We start from the raw sequence: 26,933 nt of genomic DNA on the forward strand, positions 1-26,933 counted from the left end.
AATATTCCTTATTATTTACAAAAATGCCGTTGAGAGTATCGAAGGCAATCAAATAATAATCAAAGACAAGAAAATAGCAATCAGTAGAAAAAGACACAAGAAATTATTAATGAAGTAACTCAAAATAGTTTTTTGAAAAAGTAAAAATAAGGAAACTATTGGCTTTCAAGTACACTAAAAGCGAATCAAGATAGATTAAAATTTATTGAATTATTTTTCCGATACTTAATTCTTGGTCATTAGGTATTTTGTATTCTTTACATTTTTGCTTTATATTTTCGTATTCTTGAATAGAAATATCTATCCAATTTTGTGTTCCCAATAAATCATTAAAATAACGTTTATCTATATTTTTCAAGAAAAATGCTTTTACTTCAAAATAAGAGCCATAGAGTGTATCTTGAGTAATTGTATCTATAGTTTGGGTTTGTATAAACTGTTTTTCAAAATAGTGCATATAAATTGTATCCTTGCAAAAGATAATATGTTTAGGCTCTTGGTCTTTTTTACCCTTCCATATTATTTCATCCTCTTTTAGATTGATTTTATATTTAAAGCTTTGAGTTGTGCCATAATTATGTTTTGTAAGCAAACCTATATGAGTAGTTTCTTTATCTGTCTTCTCTACTTCTAAGTATTTCCCGTTGTCTAAGGTTGTGCTTTCTACTTTTATGCTTTCTTCAGAACGCTGCTCACAACTTACCAAAAATATAGCAACCATTATAAAAACTATACTACTTTTCATTTTCAGAAATTTATTTTTGCCATTAAACTCAAAATACAAATTTAATCAAAAATAGCCTTAGAATTACTTTTTGTAATACTAAAGGCTATTTTGATAGAATGAATGTAGTTTTTGAAATACAAAACCACAGCTAAAAGCCAACTACATATTTTAATTTAGATTGGTAAGCTAAAGCAAGGATTAAATTTAAGACGTAATTATTTATACCATTTGATGGTAATACTTATTCTTTTTTTGTTCTATAATACAAATTCCAAGTTCCAGAATTTGATTCTACAATATCTGGAAGTCCATCATTATTTACATCTCCTATTTCAATATTGTAAGTGTCTTCTTTTAAATCTTCTCTCAAACCAATTTCTATAAATGTTCCATCTTTCTGTCCTAAATAAACATAGTTTCGTTCTTCTGAATTTCCCTCCACAATATCCAAATATCCATCTTGGTTCAAATCAGCTACTTTAATTGATGAAGTCAAATGTTCAGGTGTAAAATCAAAAACTCTATTAAAACTTAACTCTTTATTACCAAAATAAATACTATTTTTCAAACCTAAATTTCCTGTTACAATATCCAAAAAGCCATCTTTATCAAAATCACCAATATCAATAGAACGAGTTTCCTCTTCAGTAGTGCCAAACTCTATTATTTTTGCAAAATTCTGTTTCCCATCATTTAGGAAAATTTTGTTTTTTGACCCTCTCTCAGCAGTAATAATATCCCAAAATCCGTCTTTGTTTATATCAACTATTTTTGTTTGGATGGTTTGGTCAGATGAATCACCAAACGTTATTATTTTTGCAAAATTCCCTTTTCCATCATTAAGGCAAATTTCATTTTCAGATTTTCTATTTGATAGAATTAGATCAAAATCTCCATCCTTGTCAATATCCACTACTTCAAGGTTTCTTGAGGGAGATATTGAACCAAATGTGGCTTCTTTATCAAAGTTTTGATTTGCTGAACCAAAATATATTTTATTGGCAACATTATCATTGGCAACAGCAATATCCATAAATCCATCATTGTTGAAATCAGCACTTTTTACAGAATAAGAAGCATCAAGAAACCTTCCAATAGGTTGAGCTACTTTAAACCCACCACGTCCGTCATTATAGTAAATATAATTTTGTTCTGCCCAGTGTCTTCCATTGGCTACAAGTGCATCTAAATCTCCATCCTTGTCAATATCAAACAAAGTTATTGAAGCTGTTCGCTGTGATTGTGTACCGATTGAAAAAAATCCGTCACCATTAAAAAATGAGACATCTTGAGCAAGTCCGTTGAATGAGATTGCCAAAAAAGCAAGCACTAGTATATGGATTGATTTATTTTTCATAATTGTAGATAACAGTTTTAGAGATGTAAGTAACTGAACAAATAAAAAATATGTAAAAAAGAATTAAAAAGTGGAATTTTAAATTGTCAAGAAACTTTTGAAGTATCAGACAAATTGCATTTGCATATAAAGAATTCTGATTAGTTCCTTATCTAAATTAAAACTCATAAAGTTTACAGTAAAATAGAAGATTAATAAATTTTTAAAGGGTTTTCTTATAAAAACTGGTTGTTATTGTTGGTGTCGCTGTGGTCGTTGGTGGGACACCAACAACGGCAAGTATCACAAATGTAATTATTTTTAGAATTGTTCTTTAGTAATCCTAAGATTATTTTGGTACAATGAATTTAAAAATACAAAATCACACTAGAAGCCTAATATATTTCTAAATCGGTTTGAACTGAGCTAGAACTGGAGAGAAAATAAGTGTATTTATAAATTTTCATTCTTTGATAGAACTTCAATAATTTCTTTTACAGTATGACGAGCTGTTTTGCCAACACCATAAATTGTTGCAGAAGCAAACCCTGTCCAATTTCCATAGCCAATAAGCCATAAATTAGGTTCTTTTACCGAGCGAGTATTTTTTGTTTCTATTCTTTTGTCTTCAAAAATATTTAAAGATTCTAAGTGTTTTAAATTAGACCTAAAACCTGTACACCAAATCACAACATCAAACTCTTCTTTTGTTCCATCTTCCCAAATAACTCCATTTTCATAAAATTCTTTGAAAGGTCGGACGGCATTTAACACATTTCTATCTCGTGCTTCTCTTACGCTTTCAATCATCACAATATTGGACAAAGAAATACTAAAACCTCCAGTAGATTTTTCATCTGAATTGCCTAAAAATTTTTGGGTTGCTTCATTAAAAAGATAACGACCATCAATATCATCAGGAAGAAATTGAGGTTCTTTTAAAGTAACCCATTTTGTATGTGCCACTTTAGAAACTTCAGCTAAAACCTGCGCTCCAGAGTTTCCACCTCCAACAATAAGCACATTTTTATTTTTTAAATCACCTGAATTTTTATAATTCACAGAGTGAATTTGCTCTCCCAAAAAACTATTTTGATTTGGATATTCTGGAATAAATGGATTACCAGCCGTTCCTGTTGCACTTACTAAAGTCTTGGAATAAAAAGTATCTTTGTTTGTTTCTATCTTGAAAAGTTCGTTTTCTTTTACCACTTTCAAAACTTCAGTTTGTCTTTCTATTGCAAAATCATAACGTTTTTCATAAGCAGATAAGTAACTTATAAACTCGGTTTTGGTAGGATATTCCTCTTCCGTTTTGGGCATTCCCCAACCTGACAAAGAACTGAACTCGGAAGGCGAGAATAATTTTAAACTATCCCAAGTCTGTAACCAAGAACCTCCTGTTTGTTCTTGATTATCTAAAATTAAATAGTCTAATTTACTTCTTCTTAAAAAATAGGCTATAGACAACCCTGCTTGTCCACCTCCAATTATTAGTACATCATATATTTTCATAGTGTTTTTTTTAGTTTCACTAAGGTACAAAAAAAATAGCCAGAAGTTCCCAGAGGCAAAAAACACAAAGTATGAAGTTAAAGTACATCAATAAATTTTTAGTGGGACACTAATTAAAAGAAGTTTATATACACTCAAACTTGATAAAGCCATATTTTTTATAAAAAACCCTTCTATAATTTTCATTATAAATTCTTTTTTGTACATTTAAAACTTACAAATAGATTATTGAATTTGTGAGAGTGTTTTTTTTCACATATTAAATAAAAAACATTCTTATATTATATTTTTTCACATAAAAAATCACCACCATGAAAAAAAAGTTTTTATTTGCTATCTTCTTTATTCTAGGAGCTAGTACTTTCGTCAAAGCACAGAGTGTTACAGTTAAAGCCCATGATAGATTTAGCCTTTCCTATAATCTAAATGAAAAAGCTGGTAATAAAAATTATAGTGATGTGCAAGGTAGTCCTTATACAACTATAGAATTTCAAGAAGCTACTTGCTCAGAAATAGATGAAGTAATATTTGTGCGTTATGATGCCTATAAACAGATTCTTCTGTTTAAAGATCAAAATGGGAATTTGAAAGCTATGAGTCCACTAAGCAAATATCGTATTGATTTGACGGGTAAAGATTATTCTTATGTTGTAGCAAACTTTCCTGAAGATGGATTAGGTTATGGATTATTACTATGGGAAAATAGTAATGGTATGCGTTTAATAAAAAAACAAGTTATTAAGTACAATGAAGGTCAAGAGACTGATGGAGGTTACACAGCAGCCATTCCAGCTTCATTTGGAAATGTAGTTGAAACATTCTTTATTCAATTGAAGGAAAATGGTCCTATAGTAGAAGTACCTTCTCAAAAAAAGAAGGCTTTTAAGCTTTTAGGTAATGATTTCGAAAATAATGCAAAGAAAAATAAGCTAAATATAAAAGACGAAGAAGAATTTATAAAATTACTTAAACTAACATTTAGCGATTCAAAATAAGTTGAATCAACCTCGTTTTAAAGTTGAAGATAGTTGTATTTCAGTTTACTATAAAAGAAAAAATAGCCTTTAGTATTACAAAGATTAATCGTAAGGCTATTTTGATAAAAGAAAATAATATGAATTTTCAATTTTAGTAAATCGTTTGAGACTGATTCATTGGACGGTTATTTAGACTTATAAACACTATCTGTTACTGACTCCATCCAATCTACAATACCCTTTTCTGTATTGGGAACAATGTAAAGTTGTTGTAAACCTTCGTCAGGACTTGCCCCGTGCCAGTGCCTGACATTTGGGGGACACTTTATAACATCTCCTTTTTTTATGGTTTTGATAGGTTGCCCTTCAATTTGGTGGTAACCAACTCCATCTGTAATAATCAGTATTTGACCAGATGGGTGTGAGTGCCAATTGCTTCTTGCACTAGGTTCAAAATAAACGTTTCCAACTGCTGTATTGTAAATAGAATTCGCATTTACCAAACCTATATTAAAAGCATTTCCTGTAAAGTATTCCTCTGAGCCTTTTTCACCTTTTGGAAAAATGGCATTCAATTCAGTTTTATCTGTCTTCATATTTTTTTGTTTTTCAATTTTTGTATTGCAGCTTGCAACAAGTATTGTTGCAATTAAAAAAGTAGTTATTTGTTTTATAATAATCATTTAAGCTTTTACATTTTGTAAATTATATTATTTTTTTTAATTAAATTGTGGTAGCGTCAATTACATAACGGTAGCGTGCTTCTTTATTAACTACTTTATCCCAAGCAGTATTGATTTCTTTTGCTTTAATGATTTCAATTTGAGGATAAATTTTATTTTTAGCACAATAGTCCATTACTTCTTGGGTTTTGGGTATTCCACCAATTAAAGACCCATTAAAGTTAACACGGTTAAATATCATATTAAAATTATTAATCTCTAGTTGACCATTAATTGGTTGTCCTACTTGGGTAAAAGAACCATAAGGCTTAACACAATCAATGTAAGGTGACATGTCGTAAGCATAAGGAACAGTAGAAATCATATAATCTAGCTTACCTTTCATAGGCTTTAAATCTTCTGAAGATTTCACAACTATTACTTCTTTTGCACCAAAACCTTTAATATCTTGAATTTTGGAAGCAGAAGTTGTGAAGGCATATACTTCAGCTCCTTTAGAAACAGCTATCTTTACTGCCATGTGTCCCAATCCACCAATGCCAACTACTCCAATTTTATCACCTTTTTTGAAGTTTACCCTCATCATTGGTGAATAGGTTGTGATACCAGCACAAAGCAATGGAGCTGCAAATTTCAAATCGATACTTTCTGGAATTTTAATCGCAAAATGTTCAGTAACCACAATGTTGTTTGAATAACCACCTTGAGTTATTCCTGTAGGTGATGTTTTTTCAGGTGATCCATATGTTCCCGTCATTCCTGTAGTTTCACAATGATGTTCTTCGCCATTTTTACAGCTATCACATTTCATGCAACTATTTACCATACATCCAACGCCAGCTTTATCACCCACTTTAAATTTGGTTACATTTTTTCCGACTGCTGCGACAATCCCTGCAATTTCGTGTCCTGGGACTTGTGGGTATTTTTGTGTTCCCCAATGCCCCTTGATGGTATGAATATCAGAATGGCATATTCCTGAAAATTTAATATCAATTAAAATATCGTTTTCTCCTACGGCTCTACGCTCAAAGTTCCAAGAAACTAAAGTTCTTTTTTCATCTTTTCCTGCATATCCTTTTGATGCTATATTCTTACTCATAATAGACTGTTTTTGATTTGTTTGTGAAAAAATTTGAATTGGGTTTGTTAGTACAATTCCTGTAGCTGCTAGGGAAACTTTCTGAATGAACTCCCTTCTTGATTTATTTGTATTTGACTTTTTCATAGTTTCTTTATTTTAAGTTGAGTATGGATTGATTAATAACACTCTTTATTCTAATTCAAATTTTACAGTTACAGTAGCTAAACCCAACGCATCAGTTAACCCTTGTGTGTCATTTATTTTTCCGATTTTGGTGTAGTTATATGAAGTTGAAAATGTTTTATAAAATAGTACCAAAGTATTTGAGCCATACAGCATCAAATCGCCGTTTTGTATAGTTGTAGGGTTAGAAGCATTAGTGGGCAAATTTTCTGCTAAATCAGTATATTTTTCGTTATTGTTCAACTCCGTCATAGTGAGAGTCAAAGGCAACCGTTCGATAAAAGCTCTTGCTGTGGCATTGTCTTGGAGTGTAGCTAAAAAAGAAGATGTTCCAATAATAATTTTTAGTTTCATCGTATCTATATTTTCGGTTTCACTTTGATTTTTAATAGGTTGAATAGTATTCTCCTGTATACAAGCAAATAATTGTAAGCAAAAAAGGCTCGTTAAAAGAAATATTATAGTTTTTATTATGTTGTTCATTCTTATATTGTTTTAATGACTTTTGCAGGAATTCCACCAACAACTGTGTTATTAGGCACATCTTTAGAAACTATTGCACCTGCTGCCACTACAGAGTTTTCACCAATTGTTACGCCTTGTAAAATGGTAGCATTTGCGCCTATCCAAACATTACTTTTAATATGAATTTTGCCTGTTGTTAGTGTTTGCCTGTCTTTAGCTGAAATGGGATGTCCTTCAGAAAGTAAACTGACTTTTGGAGCAAACATTACATTATCTTCAATGCTTATTCCACCTAAATCCAAAAAGGTGCAATCAAAATTGATGAATACGTTTTTACCTATTTTGGTGTTCTTTCCATAATTGATTTGAAAGGGTGGAAAAATGGTTGTAGTTTCACTTATTTGGGCACTTGTTATTTCGCTTAGAAATGCTCTCACATTATTTAAATCGCTTTCGTTGTTCAGTTTTACGAGCAATTGACGTGTATGACCACAAGCCTCTATAATTTTGAAATATTCTGGGTCATTGAATGGAATAGGCTCTCCATTTAATAGTCTCTGAAATATCGTTGTTTCTTTCATCTTGTTTGTTGTTTTTGTTTGAGATTACAAACTTATGGAAATAATTAATTACATTTGTTACACTATCTACGGGTATAATGTCAAATATTACTTATATTATAAAAATAGGTTTCAATGAATGGAAAAGAAGAAAAGTATCCACGTATTATTATATTGGAATTGTCAAACAAACAGGATTTTCCGAACAACTTTCAATTAAACTATCATACACATCTATTTTGCCATTGTGGTAGTCTCTCTTTTTTGTTCAACGACACAAAACTAAAATGTAAGAGCAATGAATTTGTATTTTGGTTTGCTAATAGTAAAGTAGAAGATTTAGAATTTTCAAAAGGCTTTAGAGCAACAGTTCTGCTCGTAGAAAATCAATTTTTGAATGATAATATACCTGACCAAAATTGGGGAATTGACGCTACATTGCATTCTCGCCAATATCCCTTAAAAAAGATAAATGATAAAAATGACAAGCAAAGAATACTATCAAACTTTCAACTGTTATATGACAAATTTCAGGACAAGGAACATCGTTTCTATAAAGAAGCTTTAAAATTGCAAATGCGACTTTTTATTCTTGAAATGTGGCATATATTTGCGAATGAGTATGAACGTAGAAAACGCACCTTGCAAATCGGAACGTTATACGAAAGGTTTATACATCTAGTTCAAGAATATTGTATGAAAGAACGTGAAGTACAGTTTTATGGCAATAAACTTAATATTACTGCTAAATATTTGAATTCCATTTGCAAACAAAATTCAGGTATTACTGCTTCGGAATGGATTCAGCGAAATACAAAAGAACGTATTGTACTACTTTTAGAAAACCCAAATTTGAATATAGCAGAAATTGCCGATGAAATGGAATTTTCAAGTCGGTCATTTTTTACTCGTTACACAAAAAAAGTTTTAGGTGTTACACCAAGTGAATATCGCAATCGGATGAAGTAGAAAAGGCAAAATTTATCTCTAAAACTTCCTTTTATTGGTCATCGTAACGGCTGTCAAAAGTAAAGACTCAACAACAGCAGTTTGAATGTTCAAAAATTAGAAGACAATACTTAAAACAAAAAAAATAAATGTGCTGATTTGTAAAACAAAAAACTACTTACCTCACATCACTTTAGAAACGGACAAGAGCCTATAAAAATAACCAATAAAAAAAGGAAAAACATAAATTGAGCAGTTACGATTTAAAATGTTTTTCTAAAAACTGGAGTGCATTCGAACTCATTACTCTTGAAATAACTTCACTAGGTAGTATCTTATTTTCTTTATCTAACGAACAGTTAGGATTTTTAAAATAGTTTTCAGCATGTCTTTCAAGATAACTAGCCAGCAAATCCATTTCTGAGGCTGTCCAAAAACCATTTAGAGGATCTATAATGCCATCATAATCACTACCTATAGCTATACTATTCCAAGCAGGAAGATTATGTTTGTCAAGAACTTCTGCTATATGTTGTATTTGATTCCACACAATTTCTGAACGATAATGTAATAGCATGTGTCTTCGGATAGACCGTTTTACATTTTTAAGTGCTTCTCTACTTATTAATCTTCTTTCATCCATCTGTAAACCCATAATTCCACCACTCTGTGCTACCTCTACCATTTCACTATCATAAAAGTTAATATCTTCCTTATAAAAAAGTCTTCCTGTTTTGATAGAGGATAAGCTAGGATTAGTAGGTGAAGTCAGTCCATTCATTGCTCCATGACTAATAATAATAGGAATATTTTCTGAAGCATATTCTTCCTTTAAGATTTGATAATATTCTTCTCTAGCCTTAACACTCATGTGTTTTATATCTATCAGAATACGTTTTCCATTCTTATTTTCCAATAATTGATGCAGGATTATTTTTCCTTTTTCTGTAAATCCTTCTCCTATTCCGTATTCTTGATTCGTGACACAATCAGCTATTCCGACTAGGCTTTTAGCGTGTCCACACAACTCATTCCAAAAATGATGTGCAAGGGTTACAAAGAAAGGAGAATGCTGCCAATTTTTGATTTTGTCTGTATTCTCTTTCAACAAATTAATATCTGAGTTGCTATTAGCTCCATACAATCCACAATCTAATACATGCATACCTTCAATACTTAGGAGAAGACATATAGTAATTACATCACTATCTGGGTTTGTATCTACATACGATAAAATTTCATCGTAACTTCTTACTATTTTATAACGAACTTTATGCTGATTATCTACCTTTACTACAACTCCATCTAATTGTTGATAAAATTGATACTCTTCTTCTAAATCTTTAAAATAACTATCCAAATTTTGAAGATAATCAATTCTTTTATCTCCAATACCTGTTAGAAGATTCAGAGGTATATCTGAAATCATATTCTGACCTAACTTATTTTTAACAAAACCTTTCTCAAGAGGATATAAAGAGGCACAAACCACATGTACTCCACCTTTAAAAAGAGTAGTACAATCCGATTGTGTAAACTTTGTCAAAGAGCCTAATGTATTAATAATTTTCTTGAAAATATTGGGAGTTTGCTGATGCCAAATACTGCTTTTATCACTAAGTTTTGTGCTATTTTCCCTATTTGTTTTATTAAAGCTTTTTCCAAAAGGCTTCATAGCTGGATGACAATGCAAATCGACATAAAAATCATATTGACTCATACTTAAAAATATTTAGCTAATTCTTTATTTGATGGATTATGACCTAAGATACAAAAAAAATAGCCTTAGAATTACTTTTTGTAATGATAAGGCTATTTTCGATAGAAAGGAAAGCAAACTATTACTTTGTCCAATTTAGAATTTCTAAGCCATCAATATTTTCATAATCTTTTTCATTATTGGTACAAATAGCTAAATTGTTTGCCATTGCAATCGCTGCATTGAGGACATCAAAATTTCCACTATGTCGTCCTTTTTTGTACAGCTCTGCAAAAATAGAACTTGCTAGTTGAGCAACCTCTTTTGAAGTATCTAAAATTTGAAAAGATGAAATAAAATTTTCAAAAAACTCTAATTGCTTAGAAGCTGATTTTACTTTCAATCCTCCCATAATTTCTATCACTGTAATACGACTAATAAAAACTTGATGATGTTCTGCTAAATAGTTTTCAAAATTTGCAACTACAACAGGATTTTTCTTTAAATAATACGATAAAATATCTGTATCTAACAGCACTTTTTTAGTTCCCATAAATAATTATTCGTTTATAAAATTATCCATTCGCTTAAAAAACTGTTGATTGTCTTCTTTTCTACGTTTCATAATTTCATCAGATAACTCTTCCCAATCAAAAGTTTCTGCATCTTCTTTTACCTCACTTGCATCAGAAGGTAAGTTTTGACGAAAAGCTTGAACAACACCAAAAACAACTTTCAAATATTCTTTTGGAATTTGCTCTAATTCTTGTAAAATACTCAAAAACAACTGTTTTTCTTGTTGATTTATATTCTCATTTTCCATAGTTCAATTATTTATTTTTCTAGCTTTTTAAAATCATACTACTAAGATACAAAAATCATGGCTGGAAGCCGAATGCATAGTCCTAACATTACGTATAGCTATTGTTAGTGGTTCTTTGTTTATTTCATTTCTTTTTTGTCAACCACCCCATATAAATTGACGATTGAAAAAAGCGAAGTGGTGGTTCAAATCCTGCTTCTTGCAATAATTCTGACAACCTTTCTTCCGAAACTGCAAAAAGTTTGTTTTCTATTCTGTTCAGCCGATTATTTATTTCTTCTTTATCTATACTGTTTGGTAAAAGAAGTTTGAGAACTTGTAGGTTTTGTCTGATTTGGTTTTTGTCTCCTGTTATGTCCAACATTACAAATGTTGCACCCGAAACCAATCTGTCGGCAATGTCTTTCAGTAAGTTTAGTTTGTCGCCATTGTCGTTCAAAAAGTGCAAAACCAACAAAAGTGTTGCAGAACTATATTTTTTCTCAATGTCAAGGTCAGCTACTAAACCGTCAATTAAAGTTACGTTATCATAATTTTGAAGTTTTTCACTTGCCTGTTTAATCATTTCAGACGAAGGGTCAATGCCTGTTATTGTCCAATGTTCAGGTGCTTGGACAAATCTTTCTATTTCGTTTCCTGTTCCACAACCAACTACCAACAATTCTTTTGAGTTTGTTTCACTTAATAGTTTTGGCAAACGGTCTAAAAAATAGTGATAGTTTGGTATCCAAGTTTCTACAAACTGATTGTAGCCTGTCGCTCTTTCATTTTCAAATATTTCTACGTTGTTCATTTCGTTTTTCATTTGTGCGATGTTTCTTTTCAATAATCACCAACTTGTTTATAAACACAACTACGTTCAATTATTTTAAATAGTTTCGTTTATATTCGTTCTATCTGAATTAGGTTTTCCCAACATAATAAAGTTATCAGCTCTAATTTCAGTAACATATTTTTTGTTTCCATCTTTATCCTCGTACCTATGTGTTTTGATTTTACCCTTCAAATAAATTGAGCCGAATACACAGTCCTAACTCGGTTTGAACCGAGCCTTTAGGTTTGTAGTAGATAAAATAGATGTAATTTCTTATCTTGTATTTAAGAATTCATCTAGTAGGAAGAGAACCTATAGCCGAGCCTTTAGGTTTGTAGTAGATAAAATAGATGTAATTTCTTATCTTGTATTTAAGAATTCATCTAGTAGGAAGAGAACCTATAGCCGAGCCAGACTATAAAAATCTATCTCTCGAAACAGCCTCTTCCTACCTTTATTCAATCTCAAACTCAAATAGTTTTCGGAGTATTTTTATTGACCTAAAAATAAACTCATTAGATAAGGTTTTAAGTCTGATTGAATACGATGAATCACTTTTTAAATTAGGTAACTCTAAATTAACTTATTTATGCAAACTTACCAAAATTTTATAGGCATTGATGTGAGCAAAGAACATTTAGATATTGCTATTCTTCAAGAAGGAGAAGTAGTAAATCATAAACGCATTGAGAACAATTTGAACGCAATACAGACCTATCTTTTTTCTTTTCAAGACCTTTATGAGCTAGAGAAAAGTTTGTTTTGTATGGAACATACAGGAATGTATATCAACTGGCTTGTCATTGCTTTGATGGAATTTAATTGTGCCATTTGGGTAGAAAATGCCATTCAAATTAAACGTTCTATGGGTGTCAAAAAGCTTAAAAATGACAAAGCTGATGCTGAAAATATCGGAGCTTATGCCTTTCGTTTTCAAGACAAAGCGAACTTATATATTCCTCCTACTCAAGAACTAGAAACCCTAAAAACCTTGCAGACACTACGAAAAAAGCTAGTTACTCACAGACAGGAGCTAGAAACTTACGTTGGTGAGCAGAGCCAATTTAGCAAAGCGTCTATTCAGCAGCTTCTAGAGGAAAGCTCTAAAACAACGTTGGAACACTTTAGCCTTCGCATAGAAGAAATAGAAAAGCAGATGCATCAAATTATTCAAGAGGATGCTGAATTGAAAGAACTCTATCGGCTCACCACTTCTGTAGTAGGTGTTGGAAAAGTAACAGCGATTCAGTTACTGGTAGCTACTGATGGTTTTACCAAATTTGATACTGCCAAACAACTCGCTTCTTATTGTGGTGTTGTGCCTTTTGAAAACTCTTCTGGGAAATTTAAAGGCAGGGCAAGAGTATCAAAAATGGCTAATAAAACCCTCAAAACAGCCTTGCACATGTGCGCTTTATCTGCTATGAAAGTAGAGGGGGAGATGAGAGAGTATTACCTAAGAAAAGTAGCAGAAGGCAAGAATAAAATGAGTGTTATTAATGCCTTACGAAATAAAATTATACAACGCATTTTTGCCTGTGTAAAAAACAAAACGCTATACGATAGAAACGGAATAAATTTTAACAATTTTTCTAAAGGATAGGCTTGGTTTTACCATAGTTTTCTAGAGCTGTGTATTACATATTAGCTACACTTATAAAAGAAGAAATATTTGGGTAAGTACTTTCTTTAGTCTTCAACAACTGGAATATTTCTAATACAACTTCGTCAGTTGCATTAATAGCTTCTTCTGTCTGAATATAATCAGGAACTAATCCACCATGTATAATACTATTTCGTATTTTATAACACTTACTATACCATCTACCTATTTTACAATCTTCATCTTTAATTTTCCATTGTCCACCTAATCGTTCATGAAATTGACTTTTTAATACTCCTATAAATCCTTTTGCATCATAAATCTCATCAGCCTCTTCTGAAGTTTTATTCTCTGCTTTATATAATTCTGTAAGAAGTGTTCTCAAAAATACTTCAAAAGAAGTTTGAATATTTATAATAGCTTCCTTATAAAATCCTTCTACATAATTTCTTTGTGCATCTAATATTAATTCTTGAGAAAGTATAAACGGATTTAAGTTATTACCTATAACATTTGCATAATGGAAGACTTTATCACTATCTAAATTAGTTAAAGGTTTCTTTTCATATTGTACGTTTGTATGAGTAATACAAGCTCCCATTTGTTCTATCCAAGTTTCTGTATCTACTATCCTAAACAGTGGAATAGCTTCAAGCATTTTTAGATTTACTTGATGTGTAAGTTTATCTTTTGTCATTATTCTATAACTCCTAATAAACAAATTCAATCTTTCTAAGCAAATGTCAAATAAATTCGATATCAAGTCTTCACCATCTTCCATACATTTTTTATCATAGGCATCCTGCTCAAAAACTAAACTTAACTCTACTATTGTTTTGTAATTTTCAAATACTAATTCTTCTGTACTTACTACCCCAGCTCTATAACCATTTTTACTTGAAAGAGTATTAAAAGTAGCTGTAAATGCTATTTTATCTTCTACAAACATTGTTACACTTGTTCCTCCATTAAAAGGCAAGTGAAAAGGTAATGTAAAAGAAGTTTGAAAAACTTTATTAGGATTTATACCAAATTGCTTGTAAATAGGAAGAAAATCATTTTTAAATGATTTTTTATTTAGAGAGAATAATTCTTTGTTTTCCACTTGTTATATAGTTTTGTTTATTAAAAGAGTAATAACTATTTCTAATTCAAAAAGATTCATCAATAAGAAAATTTTATCCTAATAAATCATAGCTGAACTGAGGAATAATATTTAATAGTCAATAAACTTATCTGAGATACTTACATGTTTGAATTCACATATTCCTAACCATTCAAAAACATTTTTTGCTATTTCAAATGCTTCATTTGCTCCTTTTTTATCGATATTTATTTGTTTATTTAGATTATCAGGTCTTCCTAAATGAGCAATTTTATTTCTTGTAGTGTATAAACGCATAGCAGCTTCGTATAATATCTGCTTGTCTGTAGCAATAGACTTATTCCAAACATATAAGCTTCTTTCTCGTAATAATATTTTAAAACTATTCATATTAGTTAGATGCTCATACAGGTAATCTTTCTCTACTCTACCATCCTTTGTTATTACAGAGTTAATTATGTAGTTTTTCTCATTGACTTTACTTTTATAGTCTTCATCTAATTTAGTAGCTAATGCAATTTCCATAGCCATAGCCGAATATAATATTGCTTTTCTATATTTTTCGTTTAACAAATCCTCCAGACCATCAACTAGTATTTCTGTATAAATAGGTGTTTTTATTCCTTTGGCTACTTTATTATCTGCTTCAAAAAACATTTCCATAGTAATTAAAGTGGAGTATATATATTCTCTCATATAGGCAATACCATTTATCTTATTACAGTTTGATATTTCTAAATTTAGATTTTTAAGTCCATGAATAGAAGAGCATTTTGGTTTGAATGTAGTTTGTTTACTCACTTCTCTAACAGATAAAATTATTTTATCAAAATAATCTGATAAGTCTTGTGGTTTTAAATTAATTCCTTTTTCTACTTTGAATACAATCACATTGGTTGTAACAAAATAAAAATCATTCTTTTCACTACTATCACTAAAAAAATGCCTATCATTTAATTCTTCATAATTTACATATAAAGGATTTATAAATGATAAGTATTTATGACTTTTTAGTTTGTATAGTTTAGGGGAGTTTTTAGCAATTTTCCATTGTAATGCTTCACAACCAAATAAGAGATATTCTGCTTCTTCTAGCATTTTTTACTATGATTAAGTCAATAATATTATTTTCTATTTCATTTCTAGAAACACTTGTAGATTAAAAAAAATTCCCTCAAAAGTAAAAAGCTTTTAAGTTGTAGAGTTTAAAATTGCCGTATTTTGCTGAATATCAACTCTGTACGGCAATTATATTTTGCAAAAGTCCTATATTTGTTTTTACCACAAAATAAATAATTAGATTTTGTAAAATACACTACAATGATAAAAAAAAATAGCCACAAAAATAGTTTCTTTGACAAAAAAATATTTTGAACAGGAATTTTCAGCTACTTCTACTCTTTTTCAGAACTCTTTTTCAGAATTAGATATTTCTAATGTAGATGAATCTGATACATTACTTTTTGAAAAAATGCAAACTGTATTTTTTCTAGGTCAGTTACTAGGTTTGCCTACCTTGAAAAGTATTTTAGTCAAATTTGGTATCACAAGTAGTCAAGTATCCATCAATTACAAAAAGTTGTATAAAAAACTGACAATCAACAAAATACGTGTACTTTATGAATATGTATTTAAAACTCAAGTGGTTCATTTATTGAAAGAAATGGCTTCAAAAGATAGTAGTATTTGGTCAAAAAAAAGAGTTACGGCAGTTTTAGATGACAGTATTTTTCGTCAATGGCTCTCTGAGTTAGGTAGAGAAAATGATTATTTTGGAAGTTTCTTTAGTGGACAGTATCGTGCTACTACTCTAGGCTTTAAAGTGGTTTGTTTCGGATTATATATTGAAGATGTTTTTTATCCTTTATTTTTTGATTTTGTTAGAAAAAAAGGAAAAGCTGATAAAAAAGAACCTATTCAAATAGCTAAAAAATTAGTGAATCGTTGGGGAAAGTTACAAGAAAAATTAGCTAAAGAAAATAGTGTATTACCTTCTATTCATTTTAGTTGTGATAGTGGCTATAGTGATGTTTCATTGAGTGAAGAATGTACCAACCAATCAACAAGTTTGATTTATATTAGTGTACCTAAAAAAAATCATATTATTATAGTAAATAATAAAAAAACAAACTCAAAAGAATATATAGATCGTGTTTTTTTAGAAAAAGAAAAAAAACATCAAGAAGCGCAAAGACATCTCAAGGAAGAAGAAAAAACACCTTTTACTTTACGTCTAAAAGCGTTCTATCAATGCCAAAAAAGAGAAGTTGTTTTATTATTTTTTAGGTTAAATGGCTCAAAAAAAGTAAGTGTTATATATACCCCAAATTTGACCGTTTTTGCAAAAACATTACGAAGACATTGGTTCAATAGAACCTATATAGAACAGTTTTTCAAAACACTCAAACATGTATTAAAAATTAGTGAACCTAGAACAAAAAATAAAGAAGAATTTGAAAATAAACTTTTAAAATTTGCATTTTTGGCGATTGAAGTTCAAAAAATAGTCCGATTTATTAGAAGAAAATGTAAACAATTTAAACAAAAAGGATTTATTTCTTTACAAAGGATACTCTGCTCTAACAAAGAAATACTAGACCTTTTGCAAAAGCAAATCAATATAAAAACTTGATAATCAAAATAGTAAACTAAAATCAAACTCTACAATTTAAGGGAATTTTCAGTATCAAAATATAAGATTTGTAATTTCAATCTTTTAAAGTCATTTTTGCGTTAGAGAGTTTATAAAAACCAAAAAACTAAATTTCACGTTTAGTAAAAAAGTTTTCAATCTAAAAAATAATAGTATGATAGCAATAGAAAATCAAATCCGTAATTTAATTTATGAACTTTCATATTACCAAAAAGCAGATTTATTGCGTTTTTTGGAAAGTATGCTTTATGTTCCTGCAAAAACAAATGATTTACTTCAATTTGCTGGTGCGATTGACTTAGAAGATGCCGAACAAATGGAAAGAGTTATTGAAGAAGGAAACAAAATAGATGAAGATAGATAAACTTTGTCAGTAGTTTGCCTAAGCAAACTCTGAAAATAGTTTAAGCACATTCTACAACTATTGTCAAAGTCTGATTACAGACTATTGACAAAGTTTTAACCAATAAAAACGCCCTCAAAAGCAAAAAGCCTTTAAGGGAATTTTCAGCATAAAAAAGCTACGTAATTAATTTATCACTAATCACTTACAACTTATCACTATTTCGTTACTTCCAACATTTCTTTTACAGCTCCTTCAAGCTGCTCATCTTTTCCTTCACTTTGTGGCGTAGGATTATTTTTGATTTCAATATCTGGAATAAGCTCTGTATTTTCCATATATTTTCCGTCAGTACGAATAATTCCTACTTGTGGAATACCAAAAACAATCGTTGGGTCAATCAAACGCTCCCACCAAACAGCCGTTCCTGTTCCTGCAACTGGCATACCGATAAGTTTACCAATTTGAAGGTGTTGATAGACATAAGGAAAAATATTAGCATCCGAATAATTGCCTTCATTCATCAAAACAGTAGAAGGTTTGTTCCATTTATACATCGGTTCTGTACCTATTTTTTCTCCTCTTGGCACGATTTCAAAATACTGTTTTCCACTAAGGAAAGTAGCCAAGTCGTCGTGTAACCAACCACCACCATTAAAACGAGTATCTACAATCAAGGCTTTTTTGTTGCCATGACGGCCCAAAGCCTCCGAAAATAGCTCTCTGAAACTATCGCTATTCATTCCTCTAACGTGAACATAACCGACTTTTCCATCAGATATTTTTTCGGTTTCTTCTCTACGAGTGTTTACCCAACGCTCATACAAAAGCTGACGTTCTTCCCAAGTTTGGATAGGCAAAACAATGACTTCTTTTGTAGCATTTGTTTTTGCATCCAAAATAGTAAGAAGTGTTCTTTCATCTGCTTTACGGTTCAGAAGAGAATGATAATTCATTGTAGGCGTGATTTCTACACCGTCAATTTTTTGAATAATATCACCTGCTGCAATATCTTTATTTGCTTTTTGCAATGGACTTTTATTCAAAACTTCAGCTATTTTCAATCCATTTCCTTTGTACGAATCATCATAAAAAGCACCTAAAACGGCTGTCATATCTCCATTTGGGTCAGAATGACGGTAACGAGTTCCTGTGTGTGAAGCATTGAGTTCTCCCAAAAGTTCGCTTCCCATTTCTGCAAAATCATAATTATTGTTGATATGAGGTAAGAAACGAGCGTATTCTTTTTTATAAAAATCCCAATCTACACCATGAATATCTGTAACATAGAATTTTTCACGTACTTGTCTCCACATGTGTTCAAACATATATTCACGCTCTGCTGCTGCATTGAGTTGCATTTTGGCATCAATAGAAACTGGTTTTGGTGTGTTGGTAGCCAAATCTATTTTCTGAATGCTTCCATTGGCTAATAAAAACAAGTTTTTACCTTCTTTATCCATTGTTAGACTTCCACCTCTTACGCCTAGTTTTAAGACAAGTTTTGTTTCTTTTTCTCTCAAATCTTCTACCCAAAGGTCTGCGCCTTTTTCGAAAGAAGTCAGATAATACAATTTGTCACCTTTTGGACTTAAAGCAGCATCACTCATTTGTGAAGCGTGGCTAGTTAGGCGTTCTTTTCGGTCTTCAAAACCTGCCCAATCAAAAGTCAAAGGTTCTACTTTTTCGTCTTTCTTGTCTTTTTCGTCTTTATCATCTTCTTTCTTGTCTTCGTCCTTTTTGTCTTTGTCTTTTCCGTTTAATTCTTCCCAAAGCGTATATTCTTCTTTTGACATCGTGAATTTTTTCCACTCATCTTCTTCAAAAAACTGAATATAGGCATCGTATTCAGAACCCCAACTTCCATGAGAGCGCAAACCTTCTTTATCAGATAACCAATAAAAAGCCTTACCATTCATTGCAAAACGAGGAGCAGCATCATTATAACCACTTTGAGTAAGATTTTTGATAGCCTCTTTTCCTGTTGCAGCAATTAAACCCACTTGAGGAATCCACGCTTTATTTGGTTCATACGTAATCAAAAACCACTTTGAATCTGGAGACCACGCATAATATTGGTCGCCATCAGCATACGAATACGAAAGTTTGTCAGTAACAGTACGCACTTCTTTTGAAGCCAAATTAATTACTTTCAATGCTTTACGGTCTTCTATATAAGCAACTTCTTTTCCGTCAGGAGAAAATAAAGGCTGAAAAGATTCATTTTTATTGTTGGTAAGTTGTGTTTCATTCAAAACTGTACTTGCATAAAAATATTTCTCTTCTTCTCTTCCTAATTTAGCTTGATAAACATTCCAGCTTCCATTTCTTTCTGCCGAATAAATCAACGATTTTCCATCAGGAGAAAAATCTACATTGCGTTCTTGTTCTGCTGTATTTGTGATTTGTTTGGTATAACCATTTTCTACTGCTGTTACGAAAACTTCGCCACGCACAATAAAAGCGATTTCTTTTCCAGTGCTAGAAACTGCCATATCTGTAATTCCACCTTTCAAGTTTTTATATTCGATAGCATTGTAACGATTATCTTGAGCAATTTGAATAGCAATTTTTTTAGGCTCTGAACCATCTTTCATCGTATAAATCTCGCCATTATAGCCAAAACACAACGTTTTATCATTTGATGAAGAAAGAAAACGAACAGGATGATTTTCTAAGTTTGTAACCTTTGTTTGTACACTTGGATTAGCAGCAGACATTTTAAAGATATTCATAGAAACTTTATCATTATCAACGCCTCCTTTTTCACTCAAAAAATAAACATCATCACCTACCCAAACAGGATTACGGTCTTCTTCTAAATTTCTTGTAAGTTGAGTATGTTTTTTAGTAGCCATATCATAGACCCAAATATCTCTTGCAACGCTTGAAACGTGGTGTTTTCTCCATTCATTTTCATAGCCTTTACGGTCTTCATAAACGAGTTTGTTACCTGCTGCATTCAGATTTCCTTTTTGAGTAACTTCATTGATAACCATTTCTGGACGTGTTTTTCCATCAATAGCTACTTTATAAAGCTGTTCGAAACCCCCAAACGGAAAAGCGACATCACTTTTTGTAGGCATACGGTACGCATTGAAATAAACAAATTTTCCATCAGGTGAAAAAGCCACAGGCGTATCATCAGAAGAATGAATTGTAAGTCGTTTTGGCTCTCCTCCGTCTGCACTCATCAAGAAAATATCTTTATTTCCGAAACGGTCAGAAGCAAATGCCATCATTTTGCCATCTGGCGACCAAACAGGATTTACATCATAGGCTTCATGCAAAGTAAGCAAAGAAGCACGTCCTCCATTTGCATCTACTTTATAAATATCACCTTTGTAGCAAAAAGCAATATTTTGTCCGTTGGGAGAAATAGCTGAATAACGCATCCAAAGTGGATTCTCATTATCTGTTGTTGTTTGCGTATTCTGTGTGTCAGTCTGTGCCAAAACAGGAAAAGTCAGCAGCAAAGCAAAAGCTGCCAAAATCCATTTTGACGACTTGGTAAGTGTGTTCATAAAAAAATAAATTGTGTGTATGAAATATTAGATCCTAATAGTTTTTAAAATCCTTAGGGTCTAAAGTATAAAAACAGTAAGTAACAAATATACTTTCAGACTTACAAATTGTGCTTTATTAAGATAGAAATTAACTTTTTTTGTGTAACAATTTTAAATCCGTTTGAATGTTCTTTTCCCCCATTCGTTTTTTATACAAATAATAAACCTTATTACGGTTTATATTAAGGTAGTTAAGACTTCCAGTCTGAACATCAAAAACAGTATTTTATCAAATTCAACAGTCTTCCAAAACTTTGAGTTACTAAACAAAATACACAATGAGCTATTTTAGATAGTACAATTTGTTAGCTAACATAGAGGTTGCGACTTTTTTTAATGCAATTTATTTTTAAAACTAAAAAAGATAAAAATTAGATATAATTAAAAATAGGACTTTAGTAATTAACATTTTATCAATAATGTAGTGCAATTTTTACCTACAGTTTTTGTTTTTGATATTTTTCTACTTAAAAAAGTAGTGAAAATATTATTCATTTATCATAAACAACTGTTAATCAGTAAATAAATAATTTTATTTTCTTTTGAAATTATTTTTTCAAAAATTCAAACAAAGTACACCCAAATTTCATTTTACTTCAATATTTGAGTATATTTAATACAAACTCTCTCCTTTGCTGTTTTTTATAAATAGTTGTTTTTCATTTTTTTTACAATTAACTTTTTTCTAACTATGTTACGACATTTAACAAAAATCAAATCAATATCTTCAAAAAGTCCTTTTAAATACTTAAAATGGAAAGTTCTAAGTGTAATAATCCTCTTATTTTTTAGTTCAACAGCCATTTTTGCCCAAAACCGTTATGTAGCCACTACAGGTAGTAATGCAGGTGCTAATGATTGTACAACACTTGGTTCTCCCTGTCAGACAATTGCTTATGCAATAACTCAAGCAAATACTGGTGATCAAATAAATGTCGCAGCAGGAACATATACAGCAAATAATACCATTATTACTAAAGAAGTTTCTATAGTAGGCACAGGAAATGGAACAAATCCTGCCATAGATGTAATCATTGATCCTGCTAATAATTCAAGTACTGGTTTTAATGTACAAGCCTCTAATGTAACCATTCGCAATATGCGTATTCAAGGTGCAGGCTATGGAATACAAATAAGTGATGTAACTGTAAGCGATATTCTTTTAGAAGATTTAGCTGTTACTAATCATAATAACATCGGGATTTTTGTTCAATCCCAAGCTACTGGTGGAATAGGTATTGATAATGTAACAATAAATAACTCTACTTTTTCAGCAAATGGAACAGGAGATCCAGGAAATGGAGATATTTCTTTCTTTAAATTTAATAGAAATGCTAGTCTTTCTAATATCACAGTAACTGATGGAACAGGACATATAGGACTTCAAATAAGAGGTTGGGACAATGGAAGTGCAAACCCTATTTTGCGTTACGCAAGTTTTTTACCTGCTGGAGTTGTTGCACTAAATAATGTCAGTATAGAAGGAAGTTATAAACGACTTTCTTCTCCTACAACAATTGCTGGAGCTCCTATGTATATTTCAGGTTATTCTTCTGATTTGGACAATATCTCCTTCACAGATGTAGAACTTACTTCAGTAGCTTCAGATAATACCTATTTAAGAGCCTGTCTGTATGTTTCAGAGATGATTGCAACACAAAATCTTAATTTAGGAAATACTAAATTTACTTTAAAAGGGATTACACCATTTGCTCCTACTACCAATAATGGATATATATTTAATAACACTCAAGTAATTTATATTAATGCCACAGCTTCTCCTTTTTATTTTGAACTTCTTTTATTAAATAAAAATGATTTTGCTCAAGCTTTTTTTATAGAAGATTATATTCTTCATGGAACAGATGCAAATTATATAACTGATGCAAACCCATTTTCTTCTTTGGGTGGTTTTGTAGAGTTTAATACAGGACATGCATATACTACTCTTAATTCTTTTGCTATAGGACTAAATACTGAACCAAATATTGGTCGTGCTGTTGAGTGTGTTCAAGATGGTTTTACTATTGTAATTCAAAAAAATGGACTCAATGCTCTAGGAAATCCATACGATGAATATGCACTTCCTTTTACTGTAAACAAAACACTTACTTTTCAAACAGATGCAGCCAATTATAAAGAAACAACTATCAAAGATATTACAATGGATGGAACAGGGAAAACGCTTACTTTTGAAGGTAATTTTGGTATTTCTGAAAAATTATCTATGCAAGATGGAGATGTAGTTGTGCCAGTAGGAGCTAATTTTGCGCTTCGCTCAACTGCTACTAATACAGCATTGATATTTAATGCTTCACCTATCAATACTGTTCAAGGTAATGTAATTGCAGAAAGATACATTCCTCAATCTTCGACTATTCCTAGCTTTGGAGGTGGTGGATATGACGCTCAAGCATATCATTTGTTTTCTTCACCTTTTTCTGATGCAACTATTTCACAGTTTGGAGATGATATGAGTTTGGTTTTAAATACGGCTTATAATACAGCTCCAGAACCTGCTTTTGTACGTCCTTTTCCTAACTTTTTTCAGTTTGAAGAAACAAACAACAACGTAATAACTAGTGCGTATTACAATGCTTTTATTTCTAATTATAAAGTTCCTACCACTCCGAACTTGTTACCTGCAAAAGGTTATCAAGCTAATATTGCTACTCAACAAATTATTGATTTGAATGGAACATTGAATAATGGAACTCAATCTATTGGGGTTACAAATAGTGGTGGACAAGGTTATAATTTGATTGGAAATCCTTATCCTTCTCCTATTTCTTGGACTGCTTTATACAATTTGAATAATACGCTCTTGAGTTCTGAGGTACAGTTTGATATTCCTGTTAGTCAGTACAACGGAAATTTTGCAAGTTATACAGCTAGTGGAGTAAGCAATAATGGAGGTACAAATGAAATTGCTTCTATGCAAGGATTTTTTGTAAGAGCAAACACATCAGGAACAGTAAACATAGATAATTCGATTCGTTTAACAACAGATGCTCGTTTCTATAAAACTACAGGTATAGAAAACACTAAACAAGGTTTGATTCGTTTAGCGATTGAAAAAGGAGGAATGGCAGATGAAACAACTATTTACTTTCAAGAAGGAGCTACACCAAATTACGATAATGGATTTGATGCAGGTAAACTGCATAAAATGAACAGTAAATTTTCTACTCTTTATTCGTATAATGAAAATGAAGAACAAACAGAGTATTTTTCTATTAACGGTTTAGGTAATTTTGATAAAGAACAAAAACTTCCTTTAGCCATGAATATTGTAGTAGAAGGGGAATATCAAATTTCTCTGCGTACCTTAAAATATTTTCATTCTAGCCATGAAGTTTATTTATATGATTCACTTACCAATACTTTACACAATTTGCGTCAAGATGGAAATTATAAATTTAGTGTAAAAGCAGGAACAGAAATAAAACGTTTTGTTCTTTTATTTAAAGCAGATGCAAGTAAAGACTTCTTCAAAAATGAAAAAGTAGTAGTTTATCCAAATCCAACTTCAAATGAGTTTTCGTATAGCCTAAAAACAGAACGAGAAGGAAACTGTACTGTTCGTTTGTTTGATGCAACAGGAAAACTAATTATTGAAGAAAACAAAACCAAAGAAGGAGCATTTTTAGAAGGAACAATAAACTTACAAAATCAACCTCTAGGATTGTATTTACTTCAGGTTTCTGATTCTGAAAAGACAAGTACTGTACGTATTGTTAAAGAATAAGCAAAGCAATCTTGTAATAAAATAAGACTCTTACCTAGTATTGGACTGATAATATAATACCTTTGTATTTATCTTCTATGAGGTTGTAAAAGGAGGTAAAAAGTTTTGTGTAGAGCTTTTTGCCTCTTTTTTGATTATGTATCCATTCAAAACAAATTACATAAAAGGGGAATTTTTCTTTTAACTAACTTCTCCATAAAGACCAAATTCTTGTGTATTACTTTGTGTATTGCTAACTTCACAAAATTCATCTGTATAAATCAAAAATCCCAATTGAATAGAAGAATTCTGTTTATATTTTTAATATTGTTGGTGTATTAGTACAGCGTTTCAAAGGTTTTACAATATTTTTTGTGCAACTCCTCAGAGTTGAACGAAACACTTCCTCAGAAGCATGATTCAAGCAAATAAATCAGTCCAAAATCTGATAAATCGTATTTTATGTTTACACTTTTCAATGATTTAGACTGTTTTGCATTTCTTCAACTAATTTATCTAAACACTCTTCAGCTTCTTCCAATGAAGAGAGTTTAATAACTGGAAGTTGCGAACGTTCTGTAATTCTATTTGCTTGTAGATTTGCAATGTCATTGATAGGCATAATTTCAGCTACTTTAAAAAGTCCATTATCAATTAAATATTTTTGAGTTTCTTCATGGAGTTTTTCCACACTAACTGCATGAGGTAACATAGTAAGAGTATCTGAAATAATTGTAAAATTAGGCTGTAAATAAGAAATAGCTTCTTTCCAATCTAACAGATAATTTGTTAGAAGAGTATTTTTGTCCCAATGCCCACGGATACAAAAATAAACTCTATTTTTTGCAATATCAATTTCCAAAGAATAAGCATCTGTATTAACTATCTGTTTGCGTTCTTGTTTCATTTTATGTGTTGTAATAATTCCTCTTTATAATATAGAAACACTAAATCTATTGGCTTGTCTTAAACAAAAATACATAAGAATAAGCTATCCATCATCATATTGTTTAATAATTTTAACAAAAAAATACACAAATTAAGCACTAAAACTAAACATCTATCTTTTTATAAAAAAAGAAACCTGATTGTTCAAGTTTCTTTTTTTTAAGTAAGAAATATTAAATCTTAAAATTCCATTTTATCAGCAGCTTTCATAATTAAAAGAGGACTTTCTGCATGGTGTGCCATTTTTTTGGTAACACTATGACCAAAAATACGCTGTACAAAATCACGCTCACGACGAAGCATTACCAATAGAGTAAGAGGATTTTCTTCTATATAGTCTAATAACGTATTTTCTACTCTATCTTTATCGCTTTTAGAAACAACTTTAAATTCTACTTGCTGATTTTCTGTACTTTCATTTTTATATTCTTGTGCAAAACTTTCGAACTTTGAGTTTGTTTCACCATCTTTTTCTATATGGATACATTGTAGTTTTGCTTTGAAATCTGTAGCTAATCCTTTCAAATAATTTAAAACTCCTCTATCATCTGCAATAAGAGAAGTGGCATAAACTATTCTTTCGTATGTTCCTTTTTGACTTTCTTCTGGAACAATAACTACAGGACAAGACGCATCATTAATAATTTTACCAGCAACACTACCCAAAAACACTTCATTTAATCCACTAGCACCTTTTGTTCCCATAACAATCAAATCAGATTCATATTTTTCTGAATAGAAAAGAATACGCTGCATAGGGTCACCATCAACCACCAAATGTTCGAAATCTAAATTAGGTTCATTTTCTTTTATGCGCATCACTACTTTATACATATTATCTTCAGCTTCTTGTTTTCCAAGAGTAACCAATTTTTTTCTACCTGTAAAACTTCCACCACCCATTTGAGGAGGTTGATAAGAGTGAAAAACAATAATTTGTGATTCTGATGTTTTGGCTAGTTCGATAGCATGACGAAGAGCCTGTAATGAGTTTTCTGAAAAGTCTAAGGGAACAAATATAGTTTGCATGAAATAAAATTAGAGTTTGAAAGGTAGATGATAGAACTTATCAAAAATCTACACTTTTGCTGATAAGGTTATAAAAAATATAACACAAAGTTACTAATAATATCACTTTTTTAACTGTAAAAATTTATATTCAGAAGCATTTTCT

Annotated in this window: 23 protein-coding genes; 6 read left to right on the plus strand and 17 right to left on the minus strand. The window is 30.9% G+C overall.

What is annotated here, in order from left to right; genetic code table 11:
* Positions 1 to 202 precede the first annotated feature (202 nt).
* From V9L04_RS20960 to V9L04_RS20970, 3 genes are all read right to left on the minus strand, one after another.
* Positions 203 to 745: a hypothetical protein gene (locus V9L04_RS20960; protein WP_338791886.1), complete on the minus strand. Its 543-nt coding sequence runs from the start codon at positions 743 to 745 to the stop codon at positions 203 to 205.
* A gap of 223 nt (positions 746 to 968) precedes the next feature.
* Positions 969 to 2,084: a VCBS repeat-containing protein gene (locus tag V9L04_RS20965; RefSeq protein WP_338791887.1), complete on the minus strand. Its 1,116-nt coding sequence runs from the start codon at positions 2,082 to 2,084 to the stop codon at positions 969 to 971.
* Positions 2,085 to 2,516: 432 nt separating this feature from the next.
* Positions 2,517 to 3,578: an ArsO family NAD(P)H-dependent flavin-containing monooxygenase gene (locus tag V9L04_RS20970; protein WP_338791888.1), complete on the minus strand. Its 1,062-nt coding sequence runs from the start codon at positions 3,576 to 3,578 to the stop codon at positions 2,517 to 2,519.
* Between the two features lie 311 nt (positions 3,579 to 3,889).
* On the opposite strand from V9L04_RS20970, the gene V9L04_RS20975 reads away from it, so the two are divergent.
* Complete coding sequence (locus tag V9L04_RS20975; RefSeq protein ID WP_338791889.1) at positions 3,890 to 4,573, plus strand: hypothetical protein; 684 nt, start codon at positions 3,890 to 3,892, stop codon at positions 4,571 to 4,573.
* A 167-nt stretch (positions 4,574 to 4,740) separates the two neighbouring features.
* On the opposite strand, the gene V9L04_RS20980 is transcribed toward V9L04_RS20975, so the two are convergent.
* The 4 genes from V9L04_RS20980 to V9L04_RS20995 all read right to left on the minus strand — a co-directional run bounded on the left by V9L04_RS20980 (position 4,741) and on the right by V9L04_RS20995 (position 7,551).
* Entirely contained in the window at positions 4,741 to 5,151 is a 411-nt protein-coding gene (locus V9L04_RS20980; RefSeq protein WP_338791890.1) for a cupin domain-containing protein, read from the minus strand.
* 127 nt (positions 5,152 to 5,278) lie between these two features.
* Positions 5,279 to 6,466 carry an NAD(P)-dependent alcohol dehydrogenase gene (locus V9L04_RS20985; protein ID WP_338791891.1) on the minus strand — a complete coding sequence of 396 codons (1,188 nt, stop codon included), beginning with the start codon at positions 6,464 to 6,466 and terminating at the stop codon, positions 5,279 to 5,281.
* A gap of 45 nt (positions 6,467 to 6,511) precedes the next feature.
* The gene (locus V9L04_RS20990; RefSeq protein ID WP_338791892.1) at positions 6,512 to 6,859 is read right to left on the minus strand and encodes a cyclophilin-like fold protein; all 348 of its coding nucleotides are present in this window, start codon (positions 6,857 to 6,859) and stop codon (positions 6,512 to 6,514) included.
* A 131-nt stretch (positions 6,860 to 6,990) separates the two neighbouring features.
* Positions 6,991 to 7,551, minus strand: coding sequence for a sugar O-acetyltransferase (locus V9L04_RS20995; protein ID WP_338791893.1), 561 nt, complete (start codon positions 7,549 to 7,551; stop codon positions 6,991 to 6,993).
* Positions 7,552 to 7,665: 114 nt separating this feature from the next.
* Between V9L04_RS20995 and V9L04_RS21000 the strand changes: the two genes are divergently transcribed.
* The gene (locus V9L04_RS21000; protein WP_338791894.1) at positions 7,666 to 8,499 is read left to right on the plus strand and encodes a helix-turn-helix domain-containing protein; all 834 of its coding nucleotides are present in this window, start codon (positions 7,666 to 7,668) and stop codon (positions 8,497 to 8,499) included.
* A gap of 235 nt (positions 8,500 to 8,734) precedes the next feature.
* Here V9L04_RS21000 and V9L04_RS21005 read toward each other — a convergent pair whose 3' ends face one another.
* The 5 genes from V9L04_RS21005 to V9L04_RS21025 form a co-directional block, all read right to left on the minus strand.
* Positions 8,735 to 10,198 (minus strand): membrane dipeptidase, encoded by a 1,464-nt coding sequence (locus tag V9L04_RS21005; protein WP_338791895.1) that lies wholly within the window; start codon positions 10,196 to 10,198, stop codon positions 8,735 to 8,737.
* Between the two features lie 121 nt (positions 10,199 to 10,319).
* A complete protein-coding gene (locus V9L04_RS21010) occupies positions 10,320 to 10,730 on the minus strand; it encodes a type II toxin-antitoxin system VapC family toxin (protein WP_338791896.1) in 411 nt (136 codons plus the stop codon).
* 6 nt (positions 10,731 to 10,736) lie between these two features.
* Positions 10,737 to 11,000: a hypothetical protein gene (locus tag V9L04_RS21015; RefSeq protein ID WP_338791897.1), complete on the minus strand. Its 264-nt coding sequence runs from the start codon at positions 10,998 to 11,000 to the stop codon at positions 10,737 to 10,739.
* 124 nt (positions 11,001 to 11,124) lie between these two features.
* The gene (locus tag V9L04_RS21020; RefSeq protein WP_338791898.1) at positions 11,125 to 11,793 is read right to left on the minus strand and encodes a class I SAM-dependent methyltransferase; all 669 of its coding nucleotides are present in this window, start codon (positions 11,791 to 11,793) and stop codon (positions 11,125 to 11,127) included.
* A gap of 75 nt (positions 11,794 to 11,868) precedes the next feature.
* Positions 11,869 to 12,006, minus strand: coding sequence for a hypothetical protein (locus V9L04_RS21025; RefSeq protein WP_338791899.1), 138 nt, complete (start codon positions 12,004 to 12,006; stop codon positions 11,869 to 11,871).
* Between the two features lie 397 nt (positions 12,007 to 12,403).
* Here V9L04_RS21025 and V9L04_RS21030 point away from each other — a divergent pair, with 397 nt between their 5' ends.
* Positions 12,404 to 13,417 carry an IS110 family transposase gene (locus tag V9L04_RS21030; RefSeq protein ID WP_338790811.1) on the plus strand — a complete coding sequence of 338 codons (1,014 nt, stop codon included), beginning with the start codon at positions 12,404 to 12,406 and terminating at the stop codon, positions 13,415 to 13,417.
* 34 nt (positions 13,418 to 13,451) lie between these two features.
* Here V9L04_RS21030 and V9L04_RS21035 read toward each other — a convergent pair whose 3' ends face one another.
* Together V9L04_RS21035 and V9L04_RS21040 are read right to left on the minus strand one after the other, a co-directional pair.
* Positions 13,452 to 14,522 (minus strand): hypothetical protein, encoded by a 1,071-nt coding sequence (locus tag V9L04_RS21035; protein WP_338791900.1) that lies wholly within the window; start codon positions 14,520 to 14,522, stop codon positions 13,452 to 13,454.
* A 111-nt stretch (positions 14,523 to 14,633) separates the two neighbouring features.
* Positions 14,634 to 15,620 carry a hypothetical protein gene (locus V9L04_RS21040; protein WP_338791901.1) on the minus strand — a complete coding sequence of 329 codons (987 nt, stop codon included), beginning with the start codon at positions 15,618 to 15,620 and terminating at the stop codon, positions 14,634 to 14,636.
* A 256-nt stretch (positions 15,621 to 15,876) separates the two neighbouring features.
* Here V9L04_RS21040 and V9L04_RS21045 point away from each other — a divergent pair, with 256 nt between their 5' ends.
* On the plus strand, positions 15,877 to 17,154 hold the full coding sequence (locus tag V9L04_RS21045) for a hypothetical protein (RefSeq protein ID WP_338791902.1): 1,278 nt from the start codon (positions 15,877 to 15,879) through the stop codon (positions 17,152 to 17,154).
* 175 nt (positions 17,155 to 17,329) lie between these two features.
* Positions 17,330 to 17,539 carry a hypothetical protein gene (locus V9L04_RS21050; RefSeq protein WP_338791903.1) on the plus strand — a complete coding sequence of 70 codons (210 nt, stop codon included), beginning with the start codon at positions 17,330 to 17,332 and terminating at the stop codon, positions 17,537 to 17,539.
* A 197-nt stretch (positions 17,540 to 17,736) separates the two neighbouring features.
* Here V9L04_RS21050 and V9L04_RS21055 read toward each other — a convergent pair whose 3' ends face one another.
* Positions 17,737 to 21,042 carry a S41 family peptidase gene (locus tag V9L04_RS21055; protein ID WP_338791904.1) on the minus strand — a complete coding sequence of 1,102 codons (3,306 nt, stop codon included), beginning with the start codon at positions 21,040 to 21,042 and terminating at the stop codon, positions 17,737 to 17,739.
* 733 nt (positions 21,043 to 21,775) lie between these two features.
* Between V9L04_RS21055 and V9L04_RS21060 the strand changes: the two genes are divergently transcribed.
* On the plus strand, positions 21,776 to 24,832 hold the full coding sequence (locus tag V9L04_RS21060) for a T9SS type A sorting domain-containing protein (RefSeq protein WP_338791905.1): 3,057 nt from the start codon (positions 21,776 to 21,778) through the stop codon (positions 24,830 to 24,832).
* A gap of 454 nt (positions 24,833 to 25,286) precedes the next feature.
* Here the strand turns inward: V9L04_RS21060 and V9L04_RS21065 are convergent, their stop codons facing one another.
* Together V9L04_RS21065 and V9L04_RS21070 are read right to left on the minus strand one after the other, a co-directional pair.
* A complete protein-coding gene (locus tag V9L04_RS21065) occupies positions 25,287 to 25,718 on the minus strand; it encodes a hypothetical protein (protein WP_338791906.1) in 432 nt (143 codons plus the stop codon).
* A 221-nt stretch (positions 25,719 to 25,939) separates the two neighbouring features.
* Positions 25,940 to 26,788 carry a universal stress protein gene (locus tag V9L04_RS21070; protein WP_338791907.1) on the minus strand — a complete coding sequence of 283 codons (849 nt, stop codon included), beginning with the start codon at positions 26,786 to 26,788 and terminating at the stop codon, positions 25,940 to 25,942.
* Positions 26,789 to 26,933: the final 145 nt, after the last annotated feature.

The organism is Bernardetia sp. MNP-M8, from assembly GCF_037126285.1.
GTDB lineage: Bacteria > Bacteroidota > Bacteroidia > Cytophagales > Bernardetiaceae > Bernardetia.

Bases quoted from the DNA above. Each gene is read 5' to 3' on its own strand.
- V9L04_RS21040 (WP_338791901.1), bottom strand. From the start codon at position 15,620: ATGCTAGAAGAAGCAGAATATCTCTTATTTGGTTGTGAAGCATTACAA.
- V9L04_RS21065 (WP_338791906.1), bottom strand. From the start codon at position 25,718: ATGAAACAAGAACGCAAACAGATAGTTAATACAGATGCTTATTCTTTG.
- V9L04_RS20960 (WP_338791886.1), bottom strand. From the start codon at position 745: ATGAAAAGTAGTATAGTTTTTATAATGGTTGCTATATTTTTGGTAAGT.
- V9L04_RS20970 (WP_338791888.1), bottom strand. From the start codon at position 3,578: ATGAAAATATATGATGTACTAATAATTGGAGGTGGACAAGCAGGGTTG.
- V9L04_RS21060 (WP_338791905.1), top strand. From the start codon at position 21,776: ATGTTACGACATTTAACAAAAATCAAATCAATATCTTCAAAAAGTCCT.
- V9L04_RS20980 (WP_338791890.1), bottom strand. From the start codon at position 5,151: ATGAAGACAGATAAAACTGAATTGAATGCCATTTTTCCAAAAGGTGAA.
- V9L04_RS21070 (WP_338791907.1), bottom strand. From the start codon at position 26,788: ATGCAAACTATATTTGTTCCCTTAGACTTTTCAGAAAACTCATTACAG.
- V9L04_RS20975 (WP_338791889.1), top strand. From the start codon at position 3,890: ATGAAAAAAAAGTTTTTATTTGCTATCTTCTTTATTCTAGGAGCTAGT.
- V9L04_RS20995 (WP_338791893.1), bottom strand. From the start codon at position 7,551: ATGAAAGAAACAACGATATTTCAGAGACTATTAAATGGAGAGCCTATT.
- V9L04_RS21055 (WP_338791904.1), bottom strand. From the start codon at position 21,042: ATGAACACACTTACCAAGTCGTCAAAATGGATTTTGGCAGCTTTTGCT.
- V9L04_RS21000 (WP_338791894.1), top strand. From the start codon at position 7,666: ATGAATGGAAAAGAAGAAAAGTATCCACGTATTATTATATTGGAATTG.
- V9L04_RS20985 (WP_338791891.1), bottom strand. From the start codon at position 6,466: ATGAAAAAGTCAAATACAAATAAATCAAGAAGGGAGTTCATTCAGAAA.
- V9L04_RS20990 (WP_338791892.1), bottom strand. From the start codon at position 6,859: ATGAAACTAAAAATTATTATTGGAACATCTTCTTTTTTAGCTACACTC.
- V9L04_RS21005 (WP_338791895.1), bottom strand. From the start codon at position 10,198: ATGAGTCAATATGATTTTTATGTCGATTTGCATTGTCATCCAGCTATG.
- V9L04_RS21050 (WP_338791903.1), top strand. From the start codon at position 17,330: ATGATAGCAATAGAAAATCAAATCCGTAATTTAATTTATGAACTTTCA.
- V9L04_RS21020 (WP_338791898.1), bottom strand. From the start codon at position 11,793: ATGAACAACGTAGAAATATTTGAAAATGAAAGAGCGACAGGCTACAAT.
- V9L04_RS21010 (WP_338791896.1), bottom strand. From the start codon at position 10,730: ATGGGAACTAAAAAAGTGCTGTTAGATACAGATATTTTATCGTATTAT.
- V9L04_RS21030 (WP_338790811.1), top strand. From the start codon at position 12,404: ATGCAAACTTACCAAAATTTTATAGGCATTGATGTGAGCAAAGAACAT.
- V9L04_RS21015 (WP_338791897.1), bottom strand. From the start codon at position 11,000: ATGGAAAATGAGAATATAAATCAACAAGAAAAACAGTTGTTTTTGAGT.
- V9L04_RS20965 (WP_338791887.1), bottom strand. From the start codon at position 2,084: ATGAAAAATAAATCAATCCATATACTAGTGCTTGCTTTTTTGGCAATC.